The sequence below is a fragment of the Rhizobium sp. WYCCWR 11146 genome (assembly GCF_013591995.1).
GTDB classification, from domain to species: domain Bacteria; phylum Pseudomonadota; class Alphaproteobacteria; order Rhizobiales; family Rhizobiaceae; genus Rhizobium; species Rhizobium indicum.
This window is the reverse complement of the sequence record NZ_JACCEY010000033.1, coordinates 72,166-97,848: the sequence shown is the minus strand read 5'-3', so window position 1 is coordinate 97,848 and position 25,683 is coordinate 72,166. Positions and strand designations below refer to the sequence as shown.

Annotated in this window: 26 protein-coding genes; 14 read left to right on the top strand and 12 right to left on the bottom strand. The window is 62.3% G+C overall.

Going from position 1 to position 25,683, the window contains the following annotated elements:
* Window positions 1–30 precede the first annotated feature (30 nt).
* Window positions 31–942 (top strand): myo-inosose-2 dehydratase, encoded by a 912-nt coding sequence (gene iolE / locus HX899_RS27070; protein ID WP_181293821.1) that lies wholly within the window; start codon window positions 31–33, stop codon window positions 940–942.
* A gap of 66 nt (window positions 943–1,008) precedes the next feature.
* On the top strand, window positions 1,009–1,893 hold the full coding sequence (locus HX899_RS27065; protein ID WP_138328936.1) for a hypothetical protein: 885 nt from the start codon (window positions 1,009–1,011) through the stop codon (window positions 1,891–1,893).
* Between the two features lie 64 nt (window positions 1,894–1,957).
* On the opposite strand, the gene HX899_RS27060 is transcribed toward HX899_RS27065, so the two are convergent.
* The 4 genes from HX899_RS27060 to HX899_RS27045 all read right to left on the bottom strand — a co-directional run bounded on the left by HX899_RS27060 (window position 1,958) and on the right by HX899_RS27045 (window position 6,327).
* A complete protein-coding gene (locus HX899_RS27060; protein WP_138328935.1) occupies window positions 1,958–3,331 on the bottom strand; it encodes a glutamate--cysteine ligase in 1,374 nt (457 codons plus the stop codon).
* A 147-nt stretch (window positions 3,332–3,478) separates the two neighbouring features.
* Window positions 3,479–4,216, bottom strand: coding sequence for a 16S rRNA (uracil(1498)-N(3))-methyltransferase (locus HX899_RS27055; protein WP_138328934.1), 738 nt, complete (start codon window positions 4,214–4,216; stop codon window positions 3,479–3,481).
* Window positions 4,217–4,234: 18 nt separating this feature from the next.
* A complete protein-coding gene (locus tag HX899_RS27050; RefSeq protein WP_138328933.1) occupies window positions 4,235–5,734 on the bottom strand; it encodes an inorganic phosphate transporter in 1,500 nt (499 codons plus the stop codon).
* Between the two features lie 62 nt (window positions 5,735–5,796).
* Complete coding sequence (locus HX899_RS27045; RefSeq protein WP_062943475.1) at window positions 5,797–6,327, bottom strand: NUDIX hydrolase; 531 nt, start codon at window positions 6,325–6,327, stop codon at window positions 5,797–5,799.
* Between the two features lie 231 nt (window positions 6,328–6,558).
* On the opposite strand from HX899_RS27045, the gene HX899_RS27040 reads away from it, so the two are divergent.
* Window positions 6,559–7,467: a LysR substrate-binding domain-containing protein gene (locus HX899_RS27040; protein WP_138328931.1), complete on the top strand. Its 909-nt coding sequence runs from the start codon at window positions 6,559–6,561 to the stop codon at window positions 7,465–7,467.
* Window positions 7,468–7,565: 98 nt separating this feature from the next.
* A complete protein-coding gene (locus HX899_RS27035) occupies window positions 7,566–8,723 on the top strand; it encodes an adenosylhomocysteinase (protein WP_181293820.1) in 1,158 nt (385 codons plus the stop codon).
* A 7-nt stretch (window positions 8,724–8,730) separates the two neighbouring features.
* Here HX899_RS27035 and HX899_RS27030 read toward each other — a convergent pair whose 3' ends face one another.
* The gene (locus tag HX899_RS27030) at window positions 8,731–9,627 is read right to left on the bottom strand and encodes a LysR family transcriptional regulator (RefSeq protein WP_017990392.1); all 897 of its coding nucleotides are present in this window, start codon (window positions 9,625–9,627) and stop codon (window positions 8,731–8,733) included.
* A 261-nt stretch (window positions 9,628–9,888) separates the two neighbouring features.
* Here HX899_RS27030 and HX899_RS27025 point away from each other — a divergent pair, with 261 nt between their 5' ends.
* The 4 genes from HX899_RS27025 (at window position 9,889) to HX899_RS27010 (ending at window position 14,562) form a co-directional block, all read left to right on the top strand.
* Entirely contained in the window at window positions 9,889–11,328 is a 1,440-nt protein-coding gene (locus tag HX899_RS27025) for an FAD-linked oxidase C-terminal domain-containing protein (protein ID WP_181293819.1), read from the top strand.
* Window positions 11,325–12,524, top strand: a complete 1,200-nt coding sequence (glcE, locus tag HX899_RS27020) for a glycolate oxidase subunit GlcE (RefSeq protein WP_181293818.1) — start codon at window positions 11,325–11,327, stop codon at window positions 12,522–12,524. The genes HX899_RS27025 and glcE overlap by 4 nt, the downstream gene beginning before the upstream one ends.
* Window positions 12,525–12,768: 244 nt before the next feature.
* Window positions 12,769–14,079 (top strand): glycolate oxidase subunit GlcF, encoded by a 1,311-nt coding sequence (gene glcF / locus HX899_RS27015; protein ID WP_181293817.1) that lies wholly within the window; start codon window positions 12,769–12,771, stop codon window positions 14,077–14,079.
* A 42-nt stretch (window positions 14,080–14,121) separates the two neighbouring features.
* Window positions 14,122–14,562 (top strand): hypothetical protein, encoded by a 441-nt coding sequence (locus HX899_RS27010; protein ID WP_181293816.1) that lies wholly within the window; start codon window positions 14,122–14,124, stop codon window positions 14,560–14,562.
* An 18-nt stretch (window positions 14,563–14,580) separates the two neighbouring features.
* Here HX899_RS27010 and HX899_RS27005 read toward each other — a convergent pair whose 3' ends face one another.
* From HX899_RS27005 to HX899_RS26995, 3 genes are all read right to left on the bottom strand, one after another.
* Window positions 14,581–15,255 (bottom strand): outer membrane protein, encoded by a 675-nt coding sequence (locus tag HX899_RS27005; RefSeq protein ID WP_138328923.1) that lies wholly within the window; start codon window positions 15,253–15,255, stop codon window positions 14,581–14,583.
* Between the two features lie 120 nt (window positions 15,256–15,375).
* The gene (locus HX899_RS27000) at window positions 15,376–16,068 is read right to left on the bottom strand and encodes a L,D-transpeptidase (protein WP_064651506.1); all 693 of its coding nucleotides are present in this window, start codon (window positions 16,066–16,068) and stop codon (window positions 15,376–15,378) included.
* Window positions 16,069–16,307: 239 nt separating this feature from the next.
* On the bottom strand, window positions 16,308–17,057 hold the full coding sequence (locus tag HX899_RS26995; RefSeq protein WP_181293815.1) for a L,D-transpeptidase: 750 nt from the start codon (window positions 17,055–17,057) through the stop codon (window positions 16,308–16,310).
* A 229-nt stretch (window positions 17,058–17,286) separates the two neighbouring features.
* On the opposite strand from HX899_RS26995, the gene HX899_RS26990 reads away from it, so the two are divergent.
* Window positions 17,287–17,916: a DNA-3-methyladenine glycosylase I gene (locus HX899_RS26990; RefSeq protein ID WP_062943465.1), complete on the top strand. Its 630-nt coding sequence runs from the start codon at window positions 17,287–17,289 to the stop codon at window positions 17,914–17,916.
* Window positions 17,913–18,419, top strand: a complete 507-nt coding sequence (locus HX899_RS26985; protein WP_181293814.1) for a hypothetical protein — start codon at window positions 17,913–17,915, stop codon at window positions 18,417–18,419. The genes HX899_RS26990 and HX899_RS26985 overlap by 4 nt, the downstream gene beginning before the upstream one ends.
* A 120-nt stretch (window positions 18,420–18,539) precedes the next feature.
* Here the strand turns inward: HX899_RS26985 and HX899_RS26980 are convergent, their stop codons facing one another.
* Window positions 18,540–19,244 (bottom strand): HAD family hydrolase, encoded by a 705-nt coding sequence (locus HX899_RS26980; protein ID WP_181293813.1) that lies wholly within the window; start codon window positions 19,242–19,244, stop codon window positions 18,540–18,542.
* Window positions 19,245–19,476: 232 nt separating this feature from the next.
* Here HX899_RS26980 and HX899_RS26975 point away from each other — a divergent pair, with 232 nt between their 5' ends.
* Entirely contained in the window at window positions 19,477–20,526 is a 1,050-nt protein-coding gene (locus tag HX899_RS26975) for an aldo/keto reductase (RefSeq protein WP_181293812.1), read from the top strand.
* A 66-nt stretch (window positions 20,527–20,592) separates the two neighbouring features.
* Here HX899_RS26975 and HX899_RS26970 read toward each other — a convergent pair whose 3' ends face one another.
* From HX899_RS26970 to HX899_RS26960, 3 genes are all read right to left on the bottom strand, one after another.
* A complete protein-coding gene (locus tag HX899_RS26970; protein WP_181293811.1) occupies window positions 20,593–20,952 on the bottom strand; it encodes a DUF305 domain-containing protein in 360 nt (119 codons plus the stop codon).
* A gap of 73 nt (window positions 20,953–21,025) precedes the next feature.
* Complete coding sequence (locus HX899_RS26965) at window positions 21,026–21,391, bottom strand: hypothetical protein (protein ID WP_138390692.1); 366 nt, start codon at window positions 21,389–21,391, stop codon at window positions 21,026–21,028.
* Window positions 21,392–21,448: 57 nt separating this feature from the next.
* Window positions 21,449–22,210: a hypothetical protein gene (locus HX899_RS26960; protein ID WP_181293810.1), complete on the bottom strand. Its 762-nt coding sequence runs from the start codon at window positions 22,208–22,210 to the stop codon at window positions 21,449–21,451.
* 129 nt (window positions 22,211–22,339) lie between these two features.
* Here HX899_RS26960 and hisS point away from each other — a divergent pair, with 129 nt between their 5' ends.
* From hisS to hisG, 3 genes are all read left to right on the top strand, one after another.
* The gene (gene hisS / locus HX899_RS26955) at window positions 22,340–23,863 is read left to right on the top strand and encodes a histidine--tRNA ligase (RefSeq protein WP_181293809.1); all 1,524 of its coding nucleotides are present in this window, start codon (window positions 22,340–22,342) and stop codon (window positions 23,861–23,863) included.
* 42 nt (window positions 23,864–23,905) lie between these two features.
* On the top strand, window positions 23,906–25,027 hold the full coding sequence (locus HX899_RS26950; protein ID WP_138328916.1) for an ATP phosphoribosyltransferase regulatory subunit: 1,122 nt from the start codon (window positions 23,906–23,908) through the stop codon (window positions 25,025–25,027).
* Window positions 25,024–25,683 (top strand): ATP phosphoribosyltransferase (gene hisG, locus HX899_RS26945; RefSeq protein ID WP_181293808.1); only part of this gene is annotated, 660 nt, incomplete at its 3' end. The genes HX899_RS26950 and hisG, both read left to right, overlap by 4 nt.

Sequence of the window (25,683 nt, the reverse complement as noted above, 5' to 3'; positions counted from 1 at the left end):
CTCTCAAGACATATCTCGGAGGAAATATCGATGACTGGACATATCACTGCCTTGCCCGTTGGCGTGCGTCTGGCGGTCAGTCCGCTGTCATGGGCCAACGACGTTCTGGAAGACCTCGGCGCCGACATATCGCTAGAAACCTGCCTCCGGGACGCTGCCGAGAGCGGCTATGAGGGGATCGAGCTCGGGCGGAAATTCCCGCGCGAGGCAGGAGCGCTCCGCTCGCTGCTGGACAGCCATCGGCTTGCTCTCGCATCCGGATGGCATTCCGGCGAGTTGGCCGAGCGCAGTGTCGACGACGAGATGAAGGCCGTTGCCGGGCACGCCGCGCTGCTGCGAGCGATGGATTGCAAGGTGATGGTCTATGGCGAAGTCGCGATGATGACGCCTGGATCGCCGCTGGATGCACCGATGTCGCAGCGGTTGCGCATGCCGGCGGCCGAAGTGGCGGGATATGCCGGGCGCCTGACCGATTTCGCCGGACGCCTGGCGACGGAATATGGTCTGACGCTTGCCTACCACCATCACCTGATGATGGTCGCCGAAACGTTCGACGAGATATCGGCAATCTTTGACAAGACAGGCTCGGAGGCGGGACTGCTTCTCGATACCGGCCATGCCGTCGCCGGCGGCTTCGACTATGCCAGGCTGATCGATCGGTTCGGCGATCGCATCGTGCACATTCATCTGAAAGACATTCGAGGTCCTGTTATCGACGAGGTGCGTGCGGGTGACATGAGCTTCAATGCCGGCGTGCGCGGGGGCATGTTCACCGTCCCCGGCGACGGCATCATCGATTTCAAGCGGCTTGCCCGTTTCGTCAGGGACAGCGGCTATCGCGGATGGCTGGTCGTCGAAGCCGAGCAGGACCCCGCCGTCGCTGAACCACGCCCCGCCGTCGAGCGGGCATTTAAGCATGTGCAGGCAAATTTCCGGAGCTGAGCCGATTTCTTCGCGGCATGATATCCTCGCCGGAAACCGATCCCTGCGCGCCGGCGTTCTCCTTCCATGGCCGAAACGAAATCCCCCGCTGATCACAACGAGGCGCCGCCGAGTGAAGACGGTGTGAAGCCGGGCGCCGACATTTCCTTCTCCTATGACAGGATGACTGTCGAGCAATTCCGAAGACGTTTCCCCCGTGCCCGCTGGAGTGATGCCCGCAAGGCCTGGTTCGTTCCCGGGCGGACGGCGTCCCGCCGCATCGGGCGATGGCTTGCCGAGATGGAGGCTGAAGCCGACGCCCATGCGGATGCGAAGGGCCGCGACGCCTTCGCCTTCGATCCCATCGACAGTTCTTACCTTGAACTCGGCAAGGCAGGCTTTCGAATTCGCACGCCGTATTCGAAGACCGTCGTCGACGAATTGCGCGAAGTGCCATTCTCGCGATGGGACGGCGATCTCAAGATATGGCACGTTCCCTTCCGGTCCTATGAGGAACTCAGACGCCGGTGGCAGGAGATCGAGGCGGCGGCGCGCAGAAACGAGCCAGAGGAGAGACGGCGTCGAGCCGAGGAGCGGAAGGGGACCGAACAGGATATACGCAGCAAGCTCCGCTCTGCGGAACGGAAGCGTCATCGCTACCCGCTTCAGAGCGACGACTTGCCGCCGATAGGCCGCCCTGTGGTCACCGCCTACGGAATCGTCGTCTTTACCGAGATCACCGGCGAACTGGTCGACCCGAACGTCGTTACGGACTTCTATGCCGGCGTGACCGAGGATCATGTCTGGGGATATTGGCGGGTCCCCACATTGGAAGAACTCGTCCGCACCTGGCCTGCGAAGATGCCACCAGTTCAAGACGCCGAGTGGTGGCTGCCGACGATCGAGGAACTGAGGCCCGCTCGTCGCACGGCCAGATTGCGCGAAGCCAGGAAGCGCGCGAAGGCGCCGTGACCACAGCTTGCCACTGCATATTCCTTGAATCGGTTCCGATTTAGGGAATTATTCAGGGCTCAGTTCAGTACTGATAGTCCTCGAACACCGGTTCCACGGAGCCCCGCCAGCGGCCGTGATAGAGCGACAGCAGATCCTCGGCGAGTGTCGCCTTCTTGGCGAGCACCTCTTCGAGAGGCGCCAGGAAGATGCTCTCGTCCTGGCCTTCGCGGTTGAGCCTGCCCCGCGCCTTGAGGCCGGCCCTTGATATGCCGATCACCTCGCGCGCCATGTCGAAGAGCGGATGTCCGCGGAATTGCGCCTTCAACCCTTCGGCGGGAACGGCGTTGCGCAGCGCACCAATCTCGGCAAAGCTCCAATCCTTCGTCAACTCGTCGGCGGCGTCGAGTGCCGCATCGTCGTAAAGCAGGCCGACCCAGAAGGCCGGCAAGGCACAGATGCGGCGCCATGGGCCGCCGTCGGCGCCGCGCATTTCGAGGAAACGCTTTAGCCGCACGTCGGGGAAAAGTGTCGAAAGATGGTTTGTCCAGTCACCCATCGTCGGCGCCGGATCGGCGACCTCGCCCTTCAATGCGCCGTTCATGAACTGGCGGAAGGTGACATGGGTGCAGTCGTGATAGCGGCCGTCGCGGACGATGAAATACATCGGCGCGTCGAGCGCCCATTCGGCATAGTCACGGAAGCCGAAATCGTCGCGGAAGGTGAAATCGAGCAGGCCGGCGCGCCGGTTGTCGACATCGCGCCAAATATCGCCGCGCCAGGAGAGCAGCCCGTTCGGCTTGCCTTCGGTGAAGGGCGAGGATGCAAATAGAGCGGTCGCCAGCGATTGCAGCTTCATCGAGACGCGCATTTTCTTGCGCATGTCGGCTTCCGAGGAGAAATCGAGATTCACCTGGATCGTGCAGGTGCGGTACATCATGTCGAGACCCTGGGTGCCGACCTTCGGCATATAGCGGGTCATGATCTCGTAGCGTGATTTCGGCATCTGCGGGGTTTCCGCATAGGTCCATTTCGGACTGCCGCCGATGCCGAGGAAGCGGATGCCCATCGGTTCGGCGATTTCGCGCAGCGTCGCCAGATGCTGGTTCGATTCCCGACAGGTCTCATGGATCGTCTCCAGCGGTGCGCCGGAAAGTTCGAACTGGCCGCCAGGCTCGATCGAGATCGCGCCCATGCCGTTCTGCTCGGCAAGCCCGATGATGTTGCCGCCGTCGGTGATCGGCTCCCAGCCGCTTTTTTTCTGCAGGCCGGTCAAGAGGGCCGAAATGCTGGCATCGCCGAAATAGGGAACCGGGCTGTTGTCGGCGCGAAAGAAGGCGAATTTCTCGTGTTCGGTGCCGATCCGGAAGCGCTCCCGCGGCTTGTTGCCCGCCGCGATATAATCGGTCAGATCCTGGACCGAAGAGAGCGGTGTCTGGTCGGTAGTGTCGCGGGCCATGCGGGATACCTGTATTCAAAAAGGCGCCCAGGGGGCCGGGCAATTGGAAGGGTGATTTGGACCCAAGCCACCCATGTTGCAAGTGAAATTCTTTCAATGACGCATCAAAAAAATAACAGTGATTTCCATGTCAACCCGTTTTCGATCTTAGTTCCAGTCGCCGATCGCGGCCTGGACCACTGCCAATGCCGCAACGGCTGCCGTATCGGCCCGCAGGATGCGCGGTCCGAGCGGAATGGCGGTGACGAAATCGAGGCTTCGAAGCCGCGCGCGTTCCTCTTCCGAAAAGCCGCCTTCCGGCCCGACGAGCAAAGCGAGATGTCTTTCCCTGATCGCCGAGAGCACCGGCAGCGGGTTTTGCCCGGCATCGCCCTCGTCGCAATAGATGATGCGGCGCTCGCTCGGCCAGCGGTCGAGCAGGTCGAGAAGCCTCACCGGCTCGGCCACATCGGGAATGCCGAGGATGCCGCATTGCTCCGCCGCCTCGACGACATTGGCGCGCAGCTTGTCGAGATTGGTGATCTTGCCCTGGACGTGCTGGGTCATGACCGGCTGCAGCAGGCCGGCTCCCATTTCGACCGCCTTCTGCACGAGATAGTCCAAGCGGCCGACCTTGAGCGGCGCAAAGAGGTAGTGCAGGTCGCAAGGCAGCGGCTGCGGCCGCGTCTCTTCGGTTGCCGTCAAAAGGATGCGTTTGCGCGTGGGGAAGGTAAGGGTCGCCTTCCACTCGCCGTCGCGGCCGTTGAAGAGCAGGATCTCCGCACCGTCCTCCATCCTCAGGACATTGCCGAGATAGTTGAACTGATCGGCATTCGCCTCTACGACGGCGCCGCTGGAAAGCGGCGCGTCGACGAAAAGCCGTTGCATACGGAAATTGGCGCGCATTTAAAAAAACTCGGGATCTCAGACGAAGAGCGCGAACATAACCCAATAAATCATTGCCGCAAGCGCTGCCGAAACCGGCACGGTGACGATCCAGGCGGCGATGATCGTCATGAAATGCGAACGGCGCACGAGATAGCGCCGCCGGGTCTCGTGGATATTCGGCTCTTCCGGCTCGTCAATGTCCCAGCTTTCGGCCTTGCGTCTGATATAGGCGATGCGGGCCTTCGAATGGCGCGTGTACCATTCGCGGAAGAAGCCGACGCCGAAAACGGCGCCGACGGCGATATGCGTGGTGCTGACCGGCAGGCCGAGCCAGGAGGCGACGATGACGGTGAAGGCGGTCGACAGCGCGACGCAATAGGCCCGCATCGGATTGAGCTTGGTGATCTCCTCGCCGACGAGCCGGATGAGGCGCGGCCCGAAGAGCAGCAGGCCGACGGAGATGCCGAAGGCGCCGATCAGCATCACCCAGAGCGGCGGATGCCCGACGCCACCGTCTCCGCCGATGCCGACCGAATGGACGATCGCCGAAAGCGGCCCGACCGCGTTCGAAACGTCGTTGGCGCCATGCGCGAAGGACAGCAGCGCTGCGGAGCCGATCAGCGGCAGCTTAAACAGCACCCGCAGCGAGCTGTTGCGGTTTTCGAGATCCCGCGCTTGGGCGAGAATGAGCGGCCGGGCGGCAAGCCAGCTCACCAGCCCGATGCCGATCCCGATGAGGATGATGGTGAAAGACTGAAACCTGCCCGTGGGCGACAGCTGCAGCACCATATAGGCCATGAAGCCGCCGGCCATCACCGCGACCAGCACCGGCACCCAGCGCTGTGCGGCCGCGATTTTGTCGTCGCGATAGATGATCAGGGTCTTGACGAGATAAAGCAGCCCGGCCGCGATCAGCCCGCCGATCAGCGGCGAGGTGATCCAGCTCGAGGTGATCTCCAGCATCACCCGCCAGTTCACCGGCTCCGGCCCGACGGCTGAGATGCCGGCGCCGATCACCGCCCCGACGATCGCATGGGTGGTGGACACCGGCGCGTTCATCCAGGTTGCGAGGTTGATCCAGAGGGCCGCCGCCATCAGGGCCGCCATCATGATCCAGCCGAGCAGCGCCGGCGGTACCTGGACGGCGTCGACAATGTTTGCGGAAATCGTCTTGACGACCTCGCCGCCGCCGATCGTGGCGCCAAGAACTTCGAAAATCGCGGCGATGATGAGTGCCTGGCCCATCGTCATGGCGCGCGCGCCCACGGCGGCGCCGACATTGTTGGTCACGTCATTGGCGCCGATGTTCATCGCCATGTAGCCGGCAAGGGCCGCCGCCGCGATGACGAGCATCGCTCCCGGCCGGTCGAATACGTAGACGCCGGCAAAGAGCATGGCCAGACCGACGAAGATCAGCCCGAGACCAGGCGTCACCAGCCGCCGCAAAACATGCTTCGCCGCGTCCTCGGCATGGGTGATCTTGTCGAGGTCCTTGTCGAGCGTGCGTTTCGTGAGGACTGCGGGACGTGGCGGCATTCTTTTTCCTGAGGATGAATCTGCTTCTACGCTGCTTTCCTAGCAGCGCAAGATGGCAGGATTCATTCTGCCGGAATTTGTTTCACTTCTGGAATTTGTTTTGCAGCCTTGGCCGAAAGCCTGTCGGCCATCCTTTGTTTGAAGGCGAGGAAAAGGTGGCGGAGTTCCGGTTCGCGCACGCGCCCGGCCGCCTCGTCGAACGAGACCCATTCGATGCGGCGCTCGCCCTTTTCCTTGAAGTTTTTCGCCATGTCGGTGACTTCGAGTGCATAGACCTGCACCTTGCAGATCACCTGCACGCCGTCGCGCAGCACCTTCGAATAAGTGTAGGCGCCGAGCGTCTCCGTTTCGACGACGCCGCGGACGCCGGCTTCCTCGAAGGCTTCCTGCATCGCGACCTCATGGGCGCATTTGCGCGTCATCGGCCAGCCCTTGGGAATGACCCAGCGGCCGGTATCGCGGCTGGTCATCAACAGTACCTCGACCTCGCCGCTCTTCTTCTTTACCCGATAGCAGAGCGCACCATATTGCTGTCGCGGCGGACGCCGGAACATCAGTTGCACATCGGAAGCCAGTCGGGCGAGAAGAGTCAATTGTCGGGTCACCTTCGCAGTCGTCGTTAGGAATCACTCATATACGTATATCACGGAAAGCTTACTCAATCCAAAATAGGCGTGAAGATCGAAACGCGATTTGATCGCCGTTCATAGGGAAATCGAGGTGGGACAGGTTCGGAAAATCCGCCACATCCTGTCTCGAATGCGTCACATTGCACAGCTGTACAATATGGCGTGATCTTGCCTTTCGTTCAATGGCGAGATCTAGTGATCCACTATGATTTTGTGAATGTCGTCTCCATGCGTCTTCCACCGCTCAATGCCATCCGCGCCTTCGAGGCCGTCTGCCGTCACGGCAGCATTCTGAAGGCTGCCGAAGAGCTGAATGTGGTGCGCGGCGCCGTGCGCCAGCAGATCGACACGCTGGAGAATCACTTCGGTCGCAAGCTCTTTACGCGTGACGGCCGCAGGCTGGTCCCGACCTTGCAGGCCAGCGTTTTTGCAGCCGCCGCGAGTGCGGCTTTCGACATTCTACAGCGCGCCGCTTCGGAACTCGAAGGTGTGGTGCCAGGCCGCATCCGCCTTGGCGTGCCCTCCGCCTTCGCGGTCTGGTGGCTGATGCCGCGCGTCGGGGACATGCAGGCGAGCCTCGGTCATACCGTCGACATCGTGCCGATGACCGTGGTCGAACCGCTGCAGATGCATCCCGAATTGGACGCTGTGATCATGGGCGGCGAATACCGGCCGGCCGCGGGCATCACCGCCCTGCGGTTCATGGAGGACGAATTCGGCCCGGTCGCGACGCCTTCGCTTGCCGCGACACTATCGAGCGGCCCGGCGGCAATGGGTGCGCTGACGATGCTTGTCAGCCGCAGCGTTCCGAAGCTCTGGGACGAATGGTTTGCCGAAAGCGGCACGCCGCCGGTCGTCTTTTCCCGCGCCCAAGAATTCGAGGATCTGCTGCTGGCGCTGGCTGCTGCCCGCTCCGGGCTTGGCATCGCGCTTGCGCCACGCGCTTCGATCGAAGACGATCTCCACCGCGGGCATCTGGTCGCGCCCTACGGTTTCATCTCCCGGCCATCGGGCTATAGCCTCTGCTGCCGCACGCCGGATGCGAAACGGACGGCCTTTGCCGCCTTATCCGGCTGGCTGCTTCGTTGCGGGACACCGGCCTGAAAGGGCAGATTTTCTGCCCCTTCGCCAGAATTACTTCCATATTCGCCGCCCTGTTGCTCGGCTAAAAATAGCACCAACACGCAAATAGGAAAGAGATGATGGAAAAGAGCGCAACCCGCATCGACTGGATCGGCAACAGCTGCCGGCTGCTTAAGGCGACGGCCGCCGAATTCGAGCGGACGCGTCCTTTCGAGGCCCTGTCGATCGGCACCGGCATTCATCTGGAGCCGAAGACGGTAGCGCTGCTGATGACGCTTCGCGCCGGCGGCGCCCGTCTCGTCTGCACCGGCAATCTCAACAGCACCCAGCCTTCGACGGTCGAATTCCTGCGTTCCCAAGGCATCACGGTTTTTGCCTCGCAGACGACCGATCCCGCCGCGCATCATCAGAGCCTCGAAGCAGTGATCGCCGAACAGCCCGATTTGCTGCTCGACAATGGCGGCGATCTTTTCGCCATCGCGGCGGAAAAAACCTACGCCAATCTCCGCGGCGGCACCGAGGAAACCACCTCCGGCCGCACCCGGCTGCTGCCGCTGCGCGAGCGCCTGAACATGCCGATCCTCGTCATCAACGACAGCCCGATCAAGCAGTTCGCCGAAAACAGGCATGCCGTCGGCCAGAGCCTGTTCGAAAGCTACCTGCGCTTCACCAACCGCTCCACCAACGGCAAACGCGTGACGGTCTTTGGCTACGGCGCTTGCGGCAAGGGCACGGCCGCCTGTTTCCGCAATGCCTTTTCCACCGTCAGCGTCGTCGATACCGATCCGGTGACGACACTCGAAGCCCATCTCGACGGCTTCGTCACGCCGCTGCGCGATGCGGCGATCCGCTCGGCAGATATCATCATCACCGTCACGGGTTTTGCCGGTATCGTCACGGCGGCCGACCTGCCGCTCGTCAAGGATGGCGCGATCCTGATGAATGGCGGTCATTTCCCGCATGAGATCGATGTCGAGGCTTTCCGCCGCCATCCCGATATCGTCGGCATCGACCGCTATGAGGCCGATCACATCGAGACCTTCCATCTCCGTGACGGCCGCTCTTTCCATGTACTTGGCGGCGGCCACATGGCCAATCTCGCCGGCCCGCGGCCGCTCGGCAATACCGTCGAATCGATGGATCTCGGCTTCACCCTTCAGGCCCGCTGCCTGGAGCGCATCGCCAGAGGCGAAGCCGGTCCCCAATCCTGCATCGTGCCTGTGCCCTCCGATATCGATGCGATGGTGGCGAACGCCTATCTCGATCTGGCGCGCTGAAGCGGCGTCAACGCTCCCAGTAGGGGACGGGGCCATAAAGTTCCGCCAGATAGTCGATGAACAGCCGCACCTTGGCCGGCAGGAACTGCCGGCTGGGATAGACGGCCGACAGCGCGACATTGTGCGAGCTCTCATAGGCCGGCAGCACCTGCACTAGGCGGCCGGCTTTGAGCTCTTCGCCGATATCCCAGGTGGAGCGCAGCGCGATCCCGAGACCGGCGATCACCGCCTCGCGGATCACCTCGCTGGAATTGGTGATGAGCAAACCTTCCGGCCTGAGACTCAGCGCCCCATCCGGCCCCTTCAGCCGCCAGGTGTCGTTATTATGGGCCGGCAGGCAGCGATGGTGTTTCAGCTCGTCGATGTGCTTCGGTTCGCCATGCGCTGCAAGATAGTCCGGCGAAGCGCAGAGCAGCCGGCGCACCGGCGCCAGCCTTCGGGCAACGAGGCTCGAATCGGTGAGTTCGGCGATGCGGATCGCCAGATCGAAACCGCCGCCGACGATGTCGCTGAATTCGTCGGTCAGCACCAGGTTGATCGCAAGCTCTGGATGCGCCTCCATGAAATCCTTCAGATGCGGTGCTATATGCATGCGCCCGAAGGAGGTCGGGGCCGAGATCTTCAGCGTGCCGTGCATCTGCGCCGAGCGGCCGGAAATATAGAATTCCGCCTCTTCGAGCCCGGCGAGAATGCCGAGAACGCGATCGTAGAAACCCTGTCCGGCCTCCGTCAGCGAGATCTGTCGCGTCGTCCGCTGCAGAAGCCGGGTGCCGAGCCGGTCCTCCAACCGCTTGATCCGTTTGGAGACGACGGCCGGCGAAAAGCCGAGCGCCCGCCCGGCGAGCGACATGCTTCCCGTTGAAACGACCTTGGCAAAGATTTCGAGATCACCCAGATTGGTCATAAGGTTTTGCGACTTTTTCCTCTTTTGGCATAAGTGCTTAGCATTTGCGCCACTTTCGGGAAAGTGCTAGAGCAATTCCAGGAAAAGTGCGAAGCGGTTTTCCGTCCGGAATTGCGTCAAAACAAAAAGTTAGAGCGGTTCTGCGCTTCCATGAAAAGCTGAACCGCTCTAAGCCGGTTTATCGGCGGCAGGGAGGTTCGCGGCCGGTTTCCGCTGTCATCTTCCCGCTGTCATCCCCTCGTCAGGGCCAGGGAGAACGCCATGTCCGACGCCATTTCGTTTCTCGAGCCGCGCGCTGACGTGCTGGCGCGCCGAGCCCAGATCGTTACCGATCTGACCGATCTTCTGCCTCCGGAATGCCTGGTGCATGAGGCGCGCGAGCTGGTGCCGTTCGAGACCGACGCCTTCGTGTCCTACCGCCGCCTGCCGCTCGCCGTCGCCCTGCCGCGCACTACGGCCGAGGTTTCCGCCGTCATGCGATATTGCAACCGCTACGGCATTCCCGTCGTGCCGCGCGGTGCCGGCACTTCGCTCTCCGGCGGCGCCATTCCGCAGGAGGATGCCGTCGTGCTCGGCCTGTCGAAGATGAACAGCATTCTCGAAATCGATCTGCCGAACCGGGTCGCCGTGGTCCAGGCCGGCGTCACCAATCTCAATATTTCCGAATCCGTCTCCGCGGACGGCTTTTTCTATGCGCCTGACCCGAGCTCGCAGCTTGCCTGCACGATCGGCGGCAATATCGGCATGAATTCCGGCGGCGCCCACTGCCTGAAATACGGCGTCACCACCAATAATCTGCTCGGCGTCAGGATAGTGCTGGTCGACGGCACGGTGATCGAGCTTGGCGGCAAGGCGCTGGATGCTGCAGGCTACGATCTGCTCGGTCTCGTCTGCGGCCATGAAGGCCAGCTTGGCATCGTCACCGAGGCGACGGTGCGGTTGATCGCCAAGCCGGAAGGCGCGCGCCCGGTGCTCTTCGGCTTCGAGAGTTCGGAGGAGGCGGGCGCCTGCGTTGCCGATGTCATTGCCGCCGGCATCATCCCAGTTGCGATCGAATTCATGGACAAGCCGGCGATCGAGATCTGCGAGGCCTTTGCCCATGCCGGATACCCGCTCGATGTCGGCGCGCTGCTGATCGTCGAGGTCGAGGGGTCGGAAGCGGAGATGGACGCCGCGCTGAAGGACATCGTCGAGATCGCCCGCCGGCACGCTGTGAAGACCGTGCGCGAATGCCAGTCGGCGACCGAGGCGGCATTGATCTGGAAGGGTCGCAAATCCGCCTTCGGCGCCACCGGCCGCATAGCCGACTATATCTGCATGGATGGCACCGTGCCGCTCAGCCAGCTCTCCCACGTGCTGAAGCGGACCGCCGAGATCGTCGATCACTACGGCTTGCGCGTCGCCAACGTCTTCCATGCCGGCGACGGCAATATGCATCCGCTGATCCTCTTCAACGCCAACGATCCCGAGGATGCTGCCCGTGCCGAGGCGGCCGGCAACGATATTCTGAGGCTCTGCGTCGATGCCGGCGGCTGCCTCACCGGCGAACATGGTGTCGGCATCGAGAAGCGCGATCTGATGCGGCACCAATATTCCGAGGTGGATCTCGCCCAGCAGATGGCGGCGCGTGCCGCCTTCGATCCCGGCTGGCTCCTCAACCCGTCGAAGGTCTTCCCGCTCGAAGGGCGCCCTGCCGCATGATCGATCTGATGCCGACAAGCGAGGAAGAGGCAGCAGTGATCGTCCGCGCCCATGCGGAGGCAGGCCGGCCGCTGGCGATCTGCGGCGGCGAGACCCGCTCGGGCTTCGGCAATATCGTTACCGCCGAGGACCGGCTGCGCTCGACCGGGTTCACCGGCATCGTCGCTTATAATCCCGGCGAAATGGTCATGACCGTCCGATCGGGCACGCCGCTGGCCGAAGTCGAGGCGGCACTTTCGGAGAACGGCCAGATGCTCGCCTTCGAGCCGATGGATCATCGCCCTGTGATGGGCACATCCGGCGAGCCGACCATCGGCGGCGTCTTCGCCGCCAATGTCTCCGGCCCGCGCCGGCTGATCGCAGGTGCCGCCCGCGACAGTCTGCTCGGCGTGCGCTTTGTCAACGGCAAGGGCGAGATCATCAAGGCCGGCGGCCGGGTGATGAAGAATGTCACTGGCCTCGATCTCGTCAAGCTGGTCGCCGGCTCGCATGGCACGTTGGGTTTCCTCACCGAAGTCACCTTCCGTGTGCCGCCGCGCCCGAAGACGGAGCGGACGGTGGTGCTATCAGGTCTCAACGACGCCGAGGCGGCAAACGCCATGGCGTCGGCGATGGCCCTGCCGGTCGAAGTCTCGGCTGCCGCCCACCTGCCGCTGACGGTGACGTGGAAATTCCTCGCCGGCAAATTGCCCGAGGGCGAGGCGACCGTTCTGCGCATCGAAGGCCTGCCGAGCTCGGTCGACGTGCGCATCGAAAAGCTTGCGGCGGCCATGTCGGCCTTCGCCAGGGTCACGCGGCTGGAACAGCCGGAAAGCCAGAAGCTCTGGCAGGACATCCGCGACGTGCTGCCCTATGCCGACGGCAGCGTGCGGCCGATCTGGCGCGTCTCGGTCGCCCCCGGCACCGGCCATCAGCTGGTCGCAGCCCTCCGCCTTGAGGCCGGCGTCGACGCCTTCTACGACTGGCAGGGCGGCCTCGTCTGGATGCGCATGGAGGCCGGCCCCGAAGCGGAACTGGTCCGTCGCTACATCAAGGCGCTCGGCGGCGGCCACGCGACGCTGATTCGTGCATCGGGTGAGGCGAGGGCGACAACTGCTGCCTTTCATCCCGAGCCCGAAGCTGTGGTGATGCTGTCGCAGCGGGTGAAGGAGAAATTCGATCCGGCGGGAATCTTCAATCCGGGGAAGATGGGGTGAGGGATAAATGAGTTTGCGCTTGGGTTACCCCCCTCTGTCCTGCCGGACATCTCCCCCACAAGGGGGGAGATCACGCAGGAGCCGTGACGCTCTCATTTCGACTTGTCGCGATGCTAAACTTGGGCGTTGCGAGATGGGAAGCGGGTGCGGCATATCGATCTCCCCCCTTGTGGGGGAGATGTCCGGCAGGACAGAGGGGGGTGTCCCAAGCACAACCTTCACCATCCCCCGGGGATCCCGTTAGATGCAAACCAACTTCACCCTGACCCAGCTCCTCGATCCAGATGTCGCCGAATCCGAGCAGATTCTGCGCAAATGCGTCCATTGCGGCTTCTGCACCGCCACCTGTCCCACCTATGTGACGCTCGGCAACGAGCTCGACAGTCCGCGCGGCCGCATCTACCTGATCAAGGACATGCTGGAAAACGGCCGGCCCGCCGATGCCGAGGTCGTCACCCATATCGACCGTTGTCTCTCTTGCCTTGCCTGCGTCACCACCTGTCCCTCCGGCGTCGATTACATGCATCTGGTCGATCACGCCCGCGCCCATATCGAAAAGACCTATAAACGCCCGTTCATGAACCGGCTGACGCGCGCCATTCTTGCCGCCGTGTTGCCTTATCCCGGTCGTTTCCGTCTGGCGCTCAAACTCGCCCGTCTCGGCAGGCCCTTCGCCGGCCTGATGCGGGGGGGCGCGCTGAAACCCTTTGCCGCCATGCTGGCGCTTGCGCCGCGGCGGATCCCGACCGCTTCGGACTTCGCAAAGCCAGGCACCTATCGCCCCGAGACCAAACGGCGCGGCCGGGTGGCGATCCTTTCCGGCTGTGCTCAGCCGGTGCTCGATCCCGGCATCAACGCGGCGGCGATCCGCCTGCTGACGCGCTTCGGCGTCGAGGTCGTGATGCCGGAGGGCGAGGTCTGCTGCGGCTCGCTGGTCCATCACATGGGCCGCGCCGAACAAGCGCTCGAAAGCGCCCGTGCGAATGTCGATATCTGGACACGCGAGATCGACGGGCGGGGCCTCGACGCGATCATCATCACCGCCTCGGGCTGCGGCACGACGATCAAGGATTACGGCCACATGCTGCGCCTCGATCCCGCCTATGCTGCAAAGGCGGCCAGGGTCTCGGCGCTCGCCAAGGACGTCACCGAATATCTCGCAACCCTCGACCTGCCGGCGCACAAGCCGAAGGGCGTCACGGTCGCCTATCATTCCGCTTGTTCCATGCAGCACGGCCAGCGGATCACGCTTGCGCCGAAGCAATTGCTGAAAGCGGCGGGCTTTACGGTGCGCGATCCGGCCGAAGGCCATCTTTGCTGCGGCTCTGCCGGCACCTACAACATCATGCAGCCGGAGATCTCGGCGGCGCTGAAGGCGCGCAAGGTCAAGAACATCGAGGCCACCAAGGCCGATGTCATCGCTACCGGCAATATAGGCTGCATCACCCAGATCGCCACCGGCACCGGCATGCCGATCCTGCATACGGTCGAACTGCTCGATTGGGCCTACGGCGGCGCTGTGCCGGAAAAATTAACAGGTTTGCCGTTAGGCTGAAGCTTGCGAAGGCCCGTCGGGCCGGTCTCGGGAGTTTAGACGATGTGGCGGGGAATGATTGTGCTTGCGGGACTGCTCGGTGCGGCAGGCACCGCCCATGCAAATAGCCGTTATTTCTGTTCCGCCGATGACAAGGAAGCACGCTTCACGCTCGAAAGCGGTTTCGAAAGCGCTGCCGGCCACAAGCTCAATCATTTCCGCGGCGCGTTGATCGTCAAGGATCCGGCACAAGAAGCCGTGTTCGGAAAGCGTGTTTTCGAATCGCAGCACCTGACCAACCATTGGTCGCGCAACGGCGAACTGCTGATGGAAGTCTTCGACGGCGGCGAAGATGACACCGGCGGCGCAACGCTGGATCTGGTGGTCGTCGCCGGTGAGCGCGGCAAGCCGTCGGCAAATTTCAGCGGCAGCTATTCCCTGACGATCGAAGGCGGTGAAAAACCCTATGCCGTCGAGGGCAAGGTCAGCTGCGGCACCAAATAGCACCGCAGCTGAAATTTGTTACCAGTGGAACGATACGCCGACGTTGACAGCATTCGTGAAGATGTTGGTCTTCAGGTCCACGCCGCTGTCAATCGGAACGTCGATGCGCGAATAGGTTCCCTTGTATTCGACGAAGGTCGACCAGCGCTCGGTCACCTTGAAGTCGACGCCGGCCTGGGCCTGCAGCGTCACGCCGCCGAATTCATAGGCCCAGGTCTTGCCCTCAGGGCGAATCACTTCGACATGCGGAATGTTCACGCCGATACCGGCGCCGAGATAGGGCGTCCAGCGGCGGGTCGGATCCTGGAAGCGATAGAGACCGTTCACCGTGATCAGGTTCAGGCCGTCGGTGAATTCGAAATGCGACCAGCCGGCCTTGGCGAGCGTATCGTCGTCCGCATAGACCTTGTCATGGGTATAATCGAGCGAGATACCCCAGTTCGGCTTGTTGAAGTTCTCGAGCCACCAGGTGACGCGGGCACCGTAATAAGGCGGGCTGCCGAAGGACTTGCCTTCCCAGCCGGCGGTGAAACTCGTTCCGTCGGAAAGATCGACGCCGCTGTGCGGTGCGGTCTGGTAGCCGCCGTAGATGGAGAATTGCAGGTCTTCCGCCGAGGCGGAAACTGCTGAACAGATGGTAAAAAACGCGATGCCCGCAAGCAGGGAAGCTGAGGAACGCAGCGCAGATGTCATTGAATAGCCCCGAAATAAATATGTCGACTCTTAGGCACGTGTGCCAGCTTTTCGCCGCAAAGTCTAAGCAAAACAAAAGGCGCGTCAAACTGCGCCTTTCGTTTTTTTGGTAAGTGTTGCTCAGCCGCCAAACATGGTGCGCAGCACGTCGATGCCCCTGTCCTCGAACGCCACCTTGCCCTGCCTGTTGCCGGGGCCGATGACGATCACCTTGGTGCCGACAGGCGCGCGATCGTAGAGATGGGTCACATCCTGGTTCATCATCCGGATGCAGCCGGAAGACATGTTGAGGCCGATCGTCCAGGGCTGATTGGTGCCGTGGATGCGGAAGATCGTGTCGCGGCCGCCCTGGTAGAGATACATGGCGCGGGCGCCGAGGGGATTGTCCTCGCCGCCTTCCTGGAAAGCAGGAATAATATGTCCTTTGGCGGCTTCGCGGCGGCGCATCTCGGCCGGCGGCGTCCAGCTCGGCCATTCGGCCTTGCGGCCGATCTTGACGACCCCCGACCAGCCGAAGCCGTCGCGACCGACGCCGATGCCGTAGCGGGTGGCGCGATTGTTGCCTTCGACGAGGTAGAGATATTTGTTGTTGGTATCGATGATGACGGTGCCGGTGGCTTCCGTCGTGACCAGGCGCACTTTCTTGCGCTTGAACTGCGGCTTCACATATTTCGGCATCTGCGCGACGCGCACGATCTGCGCCGGGCGCCGTGCATTGTCGGACGCGGAGCCGGCGGGTGCAGCAAAGGCGGATGTGGACATCAAGGATAGGACAAGTCCGGCAGCAGCCAGACCCGGCATTAGTTTGATCATGATCGATTCCCCTCAAGCAAATCCGCTCGAAGCTACATGAACTTCTGCCCGATTCAAGATCGGTGTGGCCGGATAAAGCATTTTGGAGAAGGGGAGCCGGATGTTCTTGCGGCCCCCACTGCATAATTTATCCTCAAATCGGAATCGACTTAAGGAGAAATTATGCAGCAATTTAAAGGATTACAGCGCCCTTTGCGCATCAGAACAAGACACGCGGCGCTGTAAGTATTGCGCCGCCGTTACATGACGATGACGCGGGTCCCGACATTGACGCGGTCGTAGAGGTCGACGACGTCTTCGTTGCGCAGGCGGATGCAGCCGGAGGAAACGGCGCTGCCGATCGACCAGGGGGCGTTGGTGCCGTGGATGCGGTAAAGTGTCGAGCCGAGATACATGGCGCGGGCGCCGAGCGGGTTTTCCGCCCCGCCATCCATGCGCGCCGGCAGGTAATGGCCCTTGGCGGCTTCGCGGCTGATCATCTCGGAAGGCGGTGTCCAATCCGGCCATTCGGTCTTGCGGGTTATCTTGTGGGCGCCTGCCCATTCGAACCCCGGCTTGCCGACGCCGACGCCGTAGCGCCGCGCCTTGCCGCCTTGCATCACCAGATAGAGGAAGCGGTTGTTGGTATCGATAACGATCGTGCCGGGCTTTTCCGCGGTGTCGTAATCGACCATCTGCGGCAGGTATTGCGGCTCGATCGGACGGCGGATCGACGGAATGCCGGGATTGATCGCCGAAACGGTCTGCGGTGCCGCCTGCGGCGCCTGACGCAGCACGCGGCGCTGGAAAAGGCCGCGCTGCTGCTGGCGGATGACCGGCCGCTGATAGACGACAGGACGAACCCTGCCACCGCCCAGCTGATTGATCCAGGGCGCGGTCAGATCGGGGCTGAGCACGACGGGCGGGCGGGTGGCATAGCGGTCGTCTGCAAGGGCGGCCGTGGAGAAGATGCCGAAGAGGGCTGCGGCAAGAACAAGCTGTTTCATCATCGGACGAACTCTCTACAAATGACCGAAAATGCGCTGGCGGAGATGTTCCGCCCGGGAATGACGCTGCCACCCGATCCGCCAGCGAATGGTAAAGATCGATTCATGAAAAGCCGACCGACCGGATAAACTTTTCGTCAGGGTTACCGTTCGGTTTGGAAAGACGGTTTGCAAATGGTAAAGCCGGAATCATGAGCAGAGAACGAAGCGGATCCCCGCAGAATGAAGGATCATGAGCGCGACAGGCATCATAATCGGCGAGGACGGCAGGAGCCGCTGCCACTGGCATGCCAATCTGCCCGACTATCTCCGCTATCATGACGAGGAATGGGGCCGCCCTGTCACCAATGACATCCGCCTCTTCGAGAAGATCTGCCTCGAAGGCTTCCAGTCCGGTCTTTCCTGGCTGACGATCCTGCGCAAACGCGAGAATTTCCGCGCCGCCTTTTCAGGTTTCGATTTCGACAAGGTCGCTCTCTTCGGCGAAGGGGATGTCGCTCGCTGCCTCGCCGATGCCGGCATCATCCGCCATCGCGGCAAGATCGTCTCGACCATCAACAATGCCAAGCGCGCAATCGAGCTCAAGGACGAATTCGGCTCGCTCGCCCATTATTTCTGGCGCTACGAGCCCGGCCATAACGAGCGGCCGGCCGTGGTCGACCGCGAGCATATCATCGCCAATCCGACGACGCCGACATCGGTGGTCATTTCGAAGGATCTGAAGAAACGCGGCTGGACCTTTGTCGGCCCGACCACAGTTTATGCTTTCATGCAGGCGATGGGTCTCGTCAACGATCATCTGGAAGGCTGCTTCTGCCGGCCCGAGGTCGAGGCGATGCGCACCGCCCTGGTTCGCCCATGAAAGATCATTCCGTGAGAACATTGATCGCCGCTGCTGCCCTTTTCCTCCTGACGGCCTCCGCCATGGCGCAGACGCCGCAGCTCGATCCTGGCGAGAAGCTGGAGAAGCTGCAATTCCCGGCCGTCACCATGCAGTTGAAGGGCTGGACGAAGTTCGGCAATGGCCACGTCTATACGCTGCCGGTGCGCACCGGCCAGCACCTGAAGATCAGCTTTTCGACGAAAAGCAAATTTGCCTTCCTGGCGATTTTCGACCTGTCGAAACCCGATGACGAGGCCTTCTTCGGCACCGACGAGGACGGCATGAGCTTCGAGACGACGATCAAGGAAAACGCCACCTGGCTGCTGCGTCCCTATTATTCCAAGGTCTCGCCGCGCCGTGGCCTCGGCGCTCCCTTCAGCATCCTGATCGAGCCGCTGGCGGCTGCCCCGCAGCAGCCGAAACCGCCGGCCGAGCCGGAGCGCCCCTCGCTGTTCCCGAAGGCCCCGCCGAAGCCGCAATGAGGCAGAGGTAGCGCCCGGCTTAGAGCAATTCCAGGAAAAGTGCGAAGCGGTTTTCCGTCCGGAATTGCGTAAAAACAAAAGTTAGAGCGGTTCTGCGTTTCCGTTAAAAGCTGAACCGCTCTAGCCGAGCCGGTCGATCAGCTCGCGCAATTCGCCGAGGTGGTCGATCTTGCGGAAACGCGGCGCCTCTTTCGGCTCGTCCACATGTTCCAGCACCCAGGTCAGTTCGTGTGGCACGAAGACGCCGTAGCTGCCGGCGGCGATCGCCGGCACGATGTCCGATTTCAGCGAATTGCCGACCATCATCGCTCGCTCCGGCCCGTCGCCGACCTTGGCGAAGATGCGGCGATAGGTGACGGCCGTCTTGTCGGAGACGATCTCGACGGCATCGAAGAAGTCGCCGAGCCCGGATTGGGCAAGCTTTCGCTCCTGATCGAAGAGATCGCCCTTGGTGATCATGACAAGCAGGTATTTGCCGGCAAGCGCCTCCAGCGTGTCGCGCACATGCGGCATGGTCTCGACGGGATGGGATAGCAGTTCGCGGCCGGTATCGAGGATCTTGGCGATCACACCGGCCGGAATCTTGCCCTCGGTGATCTCGATCGCCGTCTCGATCATCGACAGCGTGAAACCCTTGATGCCGAAGCCGTAATGGCGAAGGTTGCGTTTCTCGGCTTCCAGCAGCCGTTCGGAAATCTTCGGTCCTTCGGCGAAATCGGCGAGAAGCCCGGTGAAATGCGCCTCCGTCAGCCGGTAATATTGTTCGTTTTGCCAGAGTGTATCGTCGGCATCGAAGCCGATCGTGGTCAGTGGTCGCGTCGTCATATGCGTACCTCTTAAAATGTGGCCGGCAATCTATCGGCTGCCTGTGTCGAGACAAGGGCGTTCTGGCGCGGCATGCGCGGCGTTGAAAAGCGCCGCCGCCGCACTACATGGAAATCGCCTCACTTGCAGCCAGCCACGGCTGTGCCTGTCATAATGCAGGCCAATAATCAAAAAATGAAGTTCAGCAGTTCGCAAGCCCCTCTTGCGGCAGACACAAAGGATTTTTTCGACCATGCGTTACAATCAACTCGGAAATACGGGACTTTTCGTCTCGGAAATCTGCCTGGGTACGATGACCTTCGGCGAAGCCAAACAGGGCAGTATGTGGGGCGCCATCGCCGATGTCGACCAGAATGCCGCCGACCGGATCGTCGAGCGGTCCCTTGCATCAGGCGTCAATTTCATCGACACGGCCGATGTCTATTCATCCGGCGAGTCCGAAAGGTTGCTCGGCCAGGCGCTGAAGAACCTAGACGTCAGGCGCAAGGACGTCGTCATCGCCACCAAGGTCTACGGCGTTATGGGCGACAAGCCGAACGACCGCGGCGCCTCGCGCGGCCACATCATGGATTCGGTCGAGGCGAGCCTCGAACGCCTGCAGACCGACCATATCGACCTCTATCAGATCCACGCGACCGACACGGTGACGCCGATCGAGGAGACGCTGCGCGCTCTTGACGATCTCGTGTCCCGCGGTCTCGTGCGTTACATCGGCGTCTCCAACTGGCAGGCCTGGCGCATTTCCAAGGCACTCGGCCTCTCCGAACGTCGCGGCTTTGCCCGTTTCGAAACTGTGCAGGCCTATTATTCCATCGCCGGCCGCGATCTCGAACGCGACATCGTGCCGATGATGCAGGAGGAAAAGCTTGGCCTGATGGTCTGGTCGCCGCTCGCCGGCGGTCTGCTCTCCGGCAAGTACGGTCCCGGCGCGCCCGGCAACGGCGAAGGCCGCCGCGCCAGTTTTGATTTCCCGCCGGTCGACACGAACAAGGCCTGGGCCTGCGTCGCCGTCATGCGCGAGGTCGCCGAAAAGCACGGCGTCAGCGTCGCCACCGTGGCGCTCGCCTATATCCTCGCCAAGCCTTTCGTCACCACAGTCATCATCGGCGCCAAGCGTGTCGACCAGCTCGACCAGAACCTTGCCGCCGTCAAGCTGAAGCTCGATGAAGGCGATATGAAGAGGCTCGATGAGGTAAGCGCGCTTGCGCCCGAATATCCGGGCTGGATGCTGGCGCGACAGGGCGCCGGCCGCCGCCCGGCCGATTTCGAGCCGAAGGACTGAGATCGCCAACATAAGTCTTGAGGAACGCCGGACATTTCCGGCGTTCCCCTTTTCACCAACGATCGGTTACTTGCCGTGGGCCTTGAGCCAGGCGTTCATCTCGGCGATCTCGGCTTCCTGCGCCTTGATGACGGATTCGGCGAGTTTGCGGATATCGGGATCTTTTCCGTATTGCAGCTCGATCCTGGCCATATCGATCGCACCCTGATGATGCGGGATCATGCCGCGGACGAAATCCGCATCGGCGCCGCCGCTATATTCGATCATCATATCCTTGTGCATCTTGGCATTCGCCTCGCTGAAGGCGTGGCCTGCCGCATCGTGGTTGCCCATCGGCTTGCTCATGTCCATCGGCTTGTCTTCGGCAAGGACGGGAGCGGCAATGATGGCGAGCATTGCGGTGAGGATGATGATTTTCAAAGACATGAGAGTTCCTTCCTCTGTCTGACATAGGTCTCCAGGCGGCCAAACCACCTGATTGGCATGGATGGTCGTCGTGTCAGGACAGTCGGGGAGGGGGCGGCTGCGGTGTCGGCTTGTCGTCGTCCAGGGCGCGGGCAGGCGCCGGGGCGGGATAGCCGAAAATGGACTTTCCGCCATCCATGACCGTCACCGTCGCTGGCAGCAGAAGACAGGCGGCGCATAGCGGCATATGCGCGGAGTTGCCGGTGGCGCACGGGTCTTTCAACGGATCGGCCGTATCAGCCGCCCCATGCCTATCCATGCCAGCCATCTCATGGTGCATACCGTTTTCGACGACGACCGGCGCATCCATCGACGCACAGGTCGGACAGCCGGCCCATGCGGACATGGCGCTGTAGACCAGCCAGCCGAGAAACATCGTGATGAGGGCAAGCATGCGCATGCTGTTTTATAGGCGAAGGCTGGATACAAGCCAAGCCGATCGGCGGTCACATCCTGGTCACCATGCAGCGATGACCTTGTGCTCGATCCTATAATCCTTGCTCTCTTCGCCGAGCGGGGCGACCGGCCATGTCCAGGCCGCTTTTGCCGTTGGCGGCAAAACGCCGTGCAGCAGGTCGGCCTCTTCATGCGTCCTGCCATTGCGGTCGATGACGGCATAGGCGATGTCGGTCACCAGGCAGCTGCGGCAGGAAAGCCCGGAAAGTCCGGCAAGATGTGCCGCGATCAGCCTTTCCACCGTGTCTTCAGGCATTCGCCCTGGCTCGGCCTCATGGCGCCGTTTCACGCCGCGACCGATCTGCGACAAGAGGTTGGCGGAAACCACCAGATCGAGATAGGGCACAGCGCGCAGGAAGCCGAGCGGTTCGGGCTCGCGGCCGGCGGCAAGGTCATCATAGCCGGAGAGATCGCGCTCGATCAGCCGGACATTGCGATAGCCCTTGGCCGACAGCCACAGGCGCACCGAAGCGAGATGAACGAGATCGACCAGCACCACGGTGTCGAAATCTCTCGCCAGCACTTCGATCGGCACGTCGCGCAACAGGCCGGAGCCGAGGACGACGGCGGTCCGCTTCTGCCTGAGATCGGCCGTCGCCGCCAGGATCGCCTTCCGGCTCATCTCCTCATGCTCGGCCCAATCCGCCGCGCAGCGCCCGGCCCGCGACCAGAGATTGACGGAATAGCGGATGAACTTTCGATGCGGCTTGCCGGTCAGCGGCAAGGTCGCGGCATAGAGGAGTGCCTCAGTGATCATGAACATATCCGCATTTCTGATGGAGCTCCTTCGTTCAATCGATTCTCGCAGCCACATCAAGACCCTTCGCCCTTGCCGCTCCCCGCCCAATCCGCTAGGAAACCGCCACTGTCACAGTCAGTGGAATCCCCGGAAATGAACGACAAGCAGAAGAAACCGCAAAAGCTCAAGGCCCGCCTGCCGCGCGGCTTCGTTGACCGGACGGCCGGCGATATCCGCGCCGTCAACGAGATGACGGCAAAGATCCGGGAAGTCTATGAGCACTATGGTTTCGATCCGCTCGAAACGCCGCTGTTCGAATATACCGATGCGCTCGGCAAGTTCCTGCCGGACAGCGACCGGCCGAACGAGGGCGTCTTCTCGCTGCAGGACGATGACGAGCAATGGATGTCGCTGCGTTACGACCTGACGGCGCCGCTCGCCCGTCATGTCGCCGAGAATTTCAACGAGATCCAGCTTCCCTACCGCACTTATCGCGCCGGTTACGTCTTCCGCAACGAAAAGCCGGGCCCCGGCCGCTTCCGTCAGTTCATGCAGTTCGATGCCGATACAGTCGGTGCGCCGGGCGTCCAGGCCGATGCCGAAATGTGCATGATGATGGCCGATACGCTGGAAGCCCTCGGTATCAAGCGCGGCGACTATGTCATCCGCGTCAATAACCGCAAGGTTCTGGACGGTGTGCTCGAGGCGATAGGCCTCGGCGGCGACGACAAGGCCGGCCAGCGGCTCAACGTGCTGCGCGCCATCGACAAGCTCGACAAGTTCGGCCCGGAGGGCGTGGCCTTGCTACTCGGTCCCGGCCGCAAGGATGAATCCGGCGATTTCACCAAGGGCGCCGGCCTCGGCCAGGAGCAGATCGACAAGGTGCTGTTCTTCGTCGGCATCAAGGACTATGCCGAAAGCGCTGCCCGCCTCGCTGAGCTGGTTGCAGGAACCTCCAAGGGTGGCGAAGGCGTCGAGGAGCTGAACTTCATCGGTGCACTCGTCACCAGCGCCGGCTATGGCCCTGACCGCATCAAGATCGACCCCTCCGTCGTGCGCGGCCTCGAATATTATACGGGTCCAGTCTATGAGGCCGAACTGACCTTCGACGTCACCAACGAAAAGGGCGAAAAGGTCGTCTTCGGTTCGGTCGGCGGCGGCGGTCGTTATGACGGCCTCGTCTCCCGCTTCATGGGGCAGCCGGTACCGGCGACCGGCTTTTCGATCGGCGTCTCCAGGCTGATGACGGCGCTGAAGAACCTCGGCAAGCTCGGCGCCAGCGAGGTCATCGAGCCGGTGCTGGTGACCGTCATGGACGGGGATGTCGAGGCGATGGGCCGCTATCAGAAGATGACGCAGGAACTGCGCGCCGCCGGCATCCGCGCCGAGATGTTCCAGGGCAACTGGAAGAAGTTCGGCAACCAGCTGAAATATGCCGATCGCCGCGGCTGCCCCGTCGCCATCATCCAGGGCGGCGACGAGCGCGCGACAAGCGTCGTGCAGATCAAGGATCTGATCGAAGGCAAGCGGCTCTCCGGCGAGATCGAGGACAATGCCAGCTGGCGCGAAGCGCGCGTCGCGCAGGAGACGGCGCCGGAAGCCGACCTCGTCGCCAAGGTGAAGGAAATCCTTGCTGCACAGGCCGAGGATCGGAAGAGGGCGGGCGGTGATGTCTGAGGCATTTCCGGCACGCCCGTCGCCTATTATTCGGAGCCCGGCATGCCCCTGATCAACCTCCCCGAATTCTCCAACGACCTCATCGCCGAATTCGTCGCCCGCAACGCCGAGCGCATCGATACGCCTGTCATTCAGCCGGCCGAACCTTTCCTGGATATCGCCGGCGAAGATCTGCGCCGCCGCATCTTCATGACGGAGAGCGAAACCGGCGCCAGCCTCTGCCTGCGTCCCGAGTTCACCATTCCCGTCTGTCTGCGCCACATCGAGACGGCGACCGGCACGCCGAAGCGCTACGCCTATCTCGGCGAGGTTTTCCGCCAGCGTCGCGACGGGGCCAATGAATTCTATCAGGCCGGCATCGAGGATCTCGGCGATATCGACCTGTCAAACGCCGATGCCCGCGCCATCGGCGATGCCACCGGCATTCTCGCCCGCCTGCTGCCGGGCCGCCGTCTGTCGGTGACATTGGGCGACCAGGCGGTGTTCGAGGCTGTCGTCCAGGCGCTCGGCCTGCCGCTTGGCTGGCAGAAGCGCCTGATCCACGCCTTCGGCAATATGACGCAGCTGGAGGCGCTGCTTGCCAGCCTCGTCAGCCCGCAATTCGTCACCGGTCTGGACGACGATATCGCCAGGCTGGTCGCGTCAGGCGACGAGCAGGCGCTGGTCGCCCATCTCGAGCGCGAGATGCAGAAGACCGGCTATTCGACGAATGCCGGCCGTTCGGCGCTGGAGATCGCCCGAAGGCTCAAGGAAAAGCTCATCCTGTCCGAAACGCGCCTCGACGATGCGGCCTTCCATGTTTTGGAAGAGTTCCTGTCGCTCGACGTGCCGCTGGTCAATGCGTCCGCGGCCCTTTCCGGTTTCGCCGATGCTGCCGGCCTGAAACTCGGCAATGCGCTTTCCCGTTTCAATGGCCGTGTCGCAGCACTTTCCAATGCCGGCGTCGATCTTTCCTGCCTCGACTATCGTGCCGCCTTCGGACGGCCGCTCGACTACTACACCGGCCTCGTCTTCGAGGTGACGGTCGAAGGTTCGACCGCGGTTCTAGCCGGCGGCGGCCGCTTCGACCGGCTCCTGACCTTCCTCGGTGCGACGGACCGCATTCCGGCCGTCGGCTTCTCCTTCTGGCTCGACCGCATCGAAACCGAAAGGGCAGCCGCATGACCATCACCATCGCGCTTCCCTCCAAGGGCCGGATGAAGGAGGACGCTTCGGCGATCTTCGAACGTGCCGGCATGACGATCTCGGCTGTTGGTAACGACCGCTCCTATCGCGGCCGCGTCGAAGGCTGGGACGATGTGGAAATCGCTTTCCTCTCGGCTTCCGAAATCTCCCGCGAAATCGGCAACGGCACCGTCGATTTCGGCGTCACCGGCGAGGATCTGATGCGGGAAGGTTTTGCCGAGGTCGACAAGCGCGTCGAATTCTGCGCCCGCCTCGGATTCGGCCATGCCGATGTCGTCGTCGCTGTGCCGGAGATCTGGCTCGATGTCGACACCATGGCCGATCTCGTCGATGTCGCCGCCGATTTCCGCGCCCGCCACGGCCGGCGCCTTGCCATCGCCACCAAATACTGGCGACTGACCCAGCAGTTCTTTTCGAGCCAGCACGGCATCCAGCTTTATCGCATCGTCGAAAGCCTGGGCGCCACCGAGGGTGCTCCCGCCTCCGGCTCGGCCGATATCATCGTCGATATCACCTCCACCGGCTCGACGCTGCGTGCCAACCACCTGAAGGTGCTCCAGGACGGCGTCATCCTGCATTCGCAGGCCTGCCTCGTGCGCGCCCGCAAGGAGAGCCATGCGGACGAACCGGCGGTC

Bases quoted from the DNA above. Each gene is read 5' to 3' on its own strand.
- glcE (WP_181293818.1), top strand. From the start codon at position 11,325: ATGATCGATCTGATGCCGACAAGCGAGGAAGAGGCAGCAGTGATCGTC.
- HX899_RS26950 (WP_138328916.1), top strand. From the start codon at position 23,906: ATGCCCCTGATCAACCTCCCCGAATTCTCCAACGACCTCATCGCCGAA.
- HX899_RS27035 (WP_181293820.1), top strand. From the start codon at position 7,566: ATGGAAAAGAGCGCAACCCGCATCGACTGGATCGGCAACAGCTGCCGG.
- HX899_RS27025 (WP_181293819.1), top strand. From the start codon at position 9,889: ATGTCCGACGCCATTTCGTTTCTCGAGCCGCGCGCTGACGTGCTGGCG.
- HX899_RS26985 (WP_181293814.1), top strand. From the start codon at position 17,913: ATGAAAGATCATTCCGTGAGAACATTGATCGCCGCTGCTGCCCTTTTC.
- HX899_RS26970 (WP_181293811.1), bottom strand. From the start codon at position 20,952: ATGTCTTTGAAAATCATCATCCTCACCGCAATGCTCGCCATCATTGCC.
- HX899_RS26995 (WP_181293815.1), bottom strand. From the start codon at position 17,057: ATGATGAAACAGCTTGTTCTTGCCGCAGCCCTCTTCGGCATCTTCTCC.
- hisS (WP_181293809.1), top strand. From the start codon at position 22,340: ATGAACGACAAGCAGAAGAAACCGCAAAAGCTCAAGGCCCGCCTGCCG.
- HX899_RS26975 (WP_181293812.1), top strand. From the start codon at position 19,477: ATGCGTTACAATCAACTCGGAAATACGGGACTTTTCGTCTCGGAAATC.
- HX899_RS27055 (WP_138328934.1), bottom strand. From the start codon at position 4,216: ATGCGCGCCAATTTCCGTATGCAACGGCTTTTCGTCGACGCGCCGCTT.
- HX899_RS27005 (WP_138328923.1), bottom strand. From the start codon at position 15,255: ATGACATCTGCGCTGCGTTCCTCAGCTTCCCTGCTTGCGGGCATCGCG.
- HX899_RS27065 (WP_138328936.1), top strand. From the start codon at position 1,009: ATGGCCGAAACGAAATCCCCCGCTGATCACAACGAGGCGCCGCCGAGT.
- HX899_RS26965 (WP_138390692.1), bottom strand. From the start codon at position 21,391: ATGCGCATGCTTGCCCTCATCACGATGTTTCTCGGCTGGCTGGTCTAC.
- HX899_RS26980 (WP_181293813.1), bottom strand. From the start codon at position 19,244: ATGACGACGCGACCACTGACCACGATCGGCTTCGATGCCGACGATACA.
- iolE (WP_181293821.1), top strand. From the start codon at position 31: ATGACTGGACATATCACTGCCTTGCCCGTTGGCGTGCGTCTGGCGGTC.
- HX899_RS26960 (WP_181293810.1), bottom strand. From the start codon at position 22,210: ATGTTCATGATCACTGAGGCACTCCTCTATGCCGCGACCTTGCCGCTG.
- HX899_RS27050 (WP_138328933.1), bottom strand. From the start codon at position 5,734: ATGCCGCCACGTCCCGCAGTCCTCACGAAACGCACGCTCGACAAGGAC.
- HX899_RS27010 (WP_181293816.1), top strand. From the start codon at position 14,122: ATGTGGCGGGGAATGATTGTGCTTGCGGGACTGCTCGGTGCGGCAGGC.
- HX899_RS27030 (WP_017990392.1), bottom strand. From the start codon at position 9,627: ATGACCAATCTGGGTGATCTCGAAATCTTTGCCAAGGTCGTTTCAACG.
- glcF (WP_181293817.1), top strand. From the start codon at position 12,769: ATGCAAACCAACTTCACCCTGACCCAGCTCCTCGATCCAGATGTCGCC.
- HX899_RS27000 (WP_064651506.1), bottom strand. From the start codon at position 16,068: ATGATCAAACTAATGCCGGGTCTGGCTGCTGCCGGACTTGTCCTATCC.
- HX899_RS27060 (WP_138328935.1), bottom strand. From the start codon at position 3,331: ATGGCCCGCGACACTACCGACCAGACACCGCTCTCTTCGGTCCAGGAT.
- HX899_RS26990 (WP_062943465.1), top strand. From the start codon at position 17,287: ATGAGCGCGACAGGCATCATAATCGGCGAGGACGGCAGGAGCCGCTGC.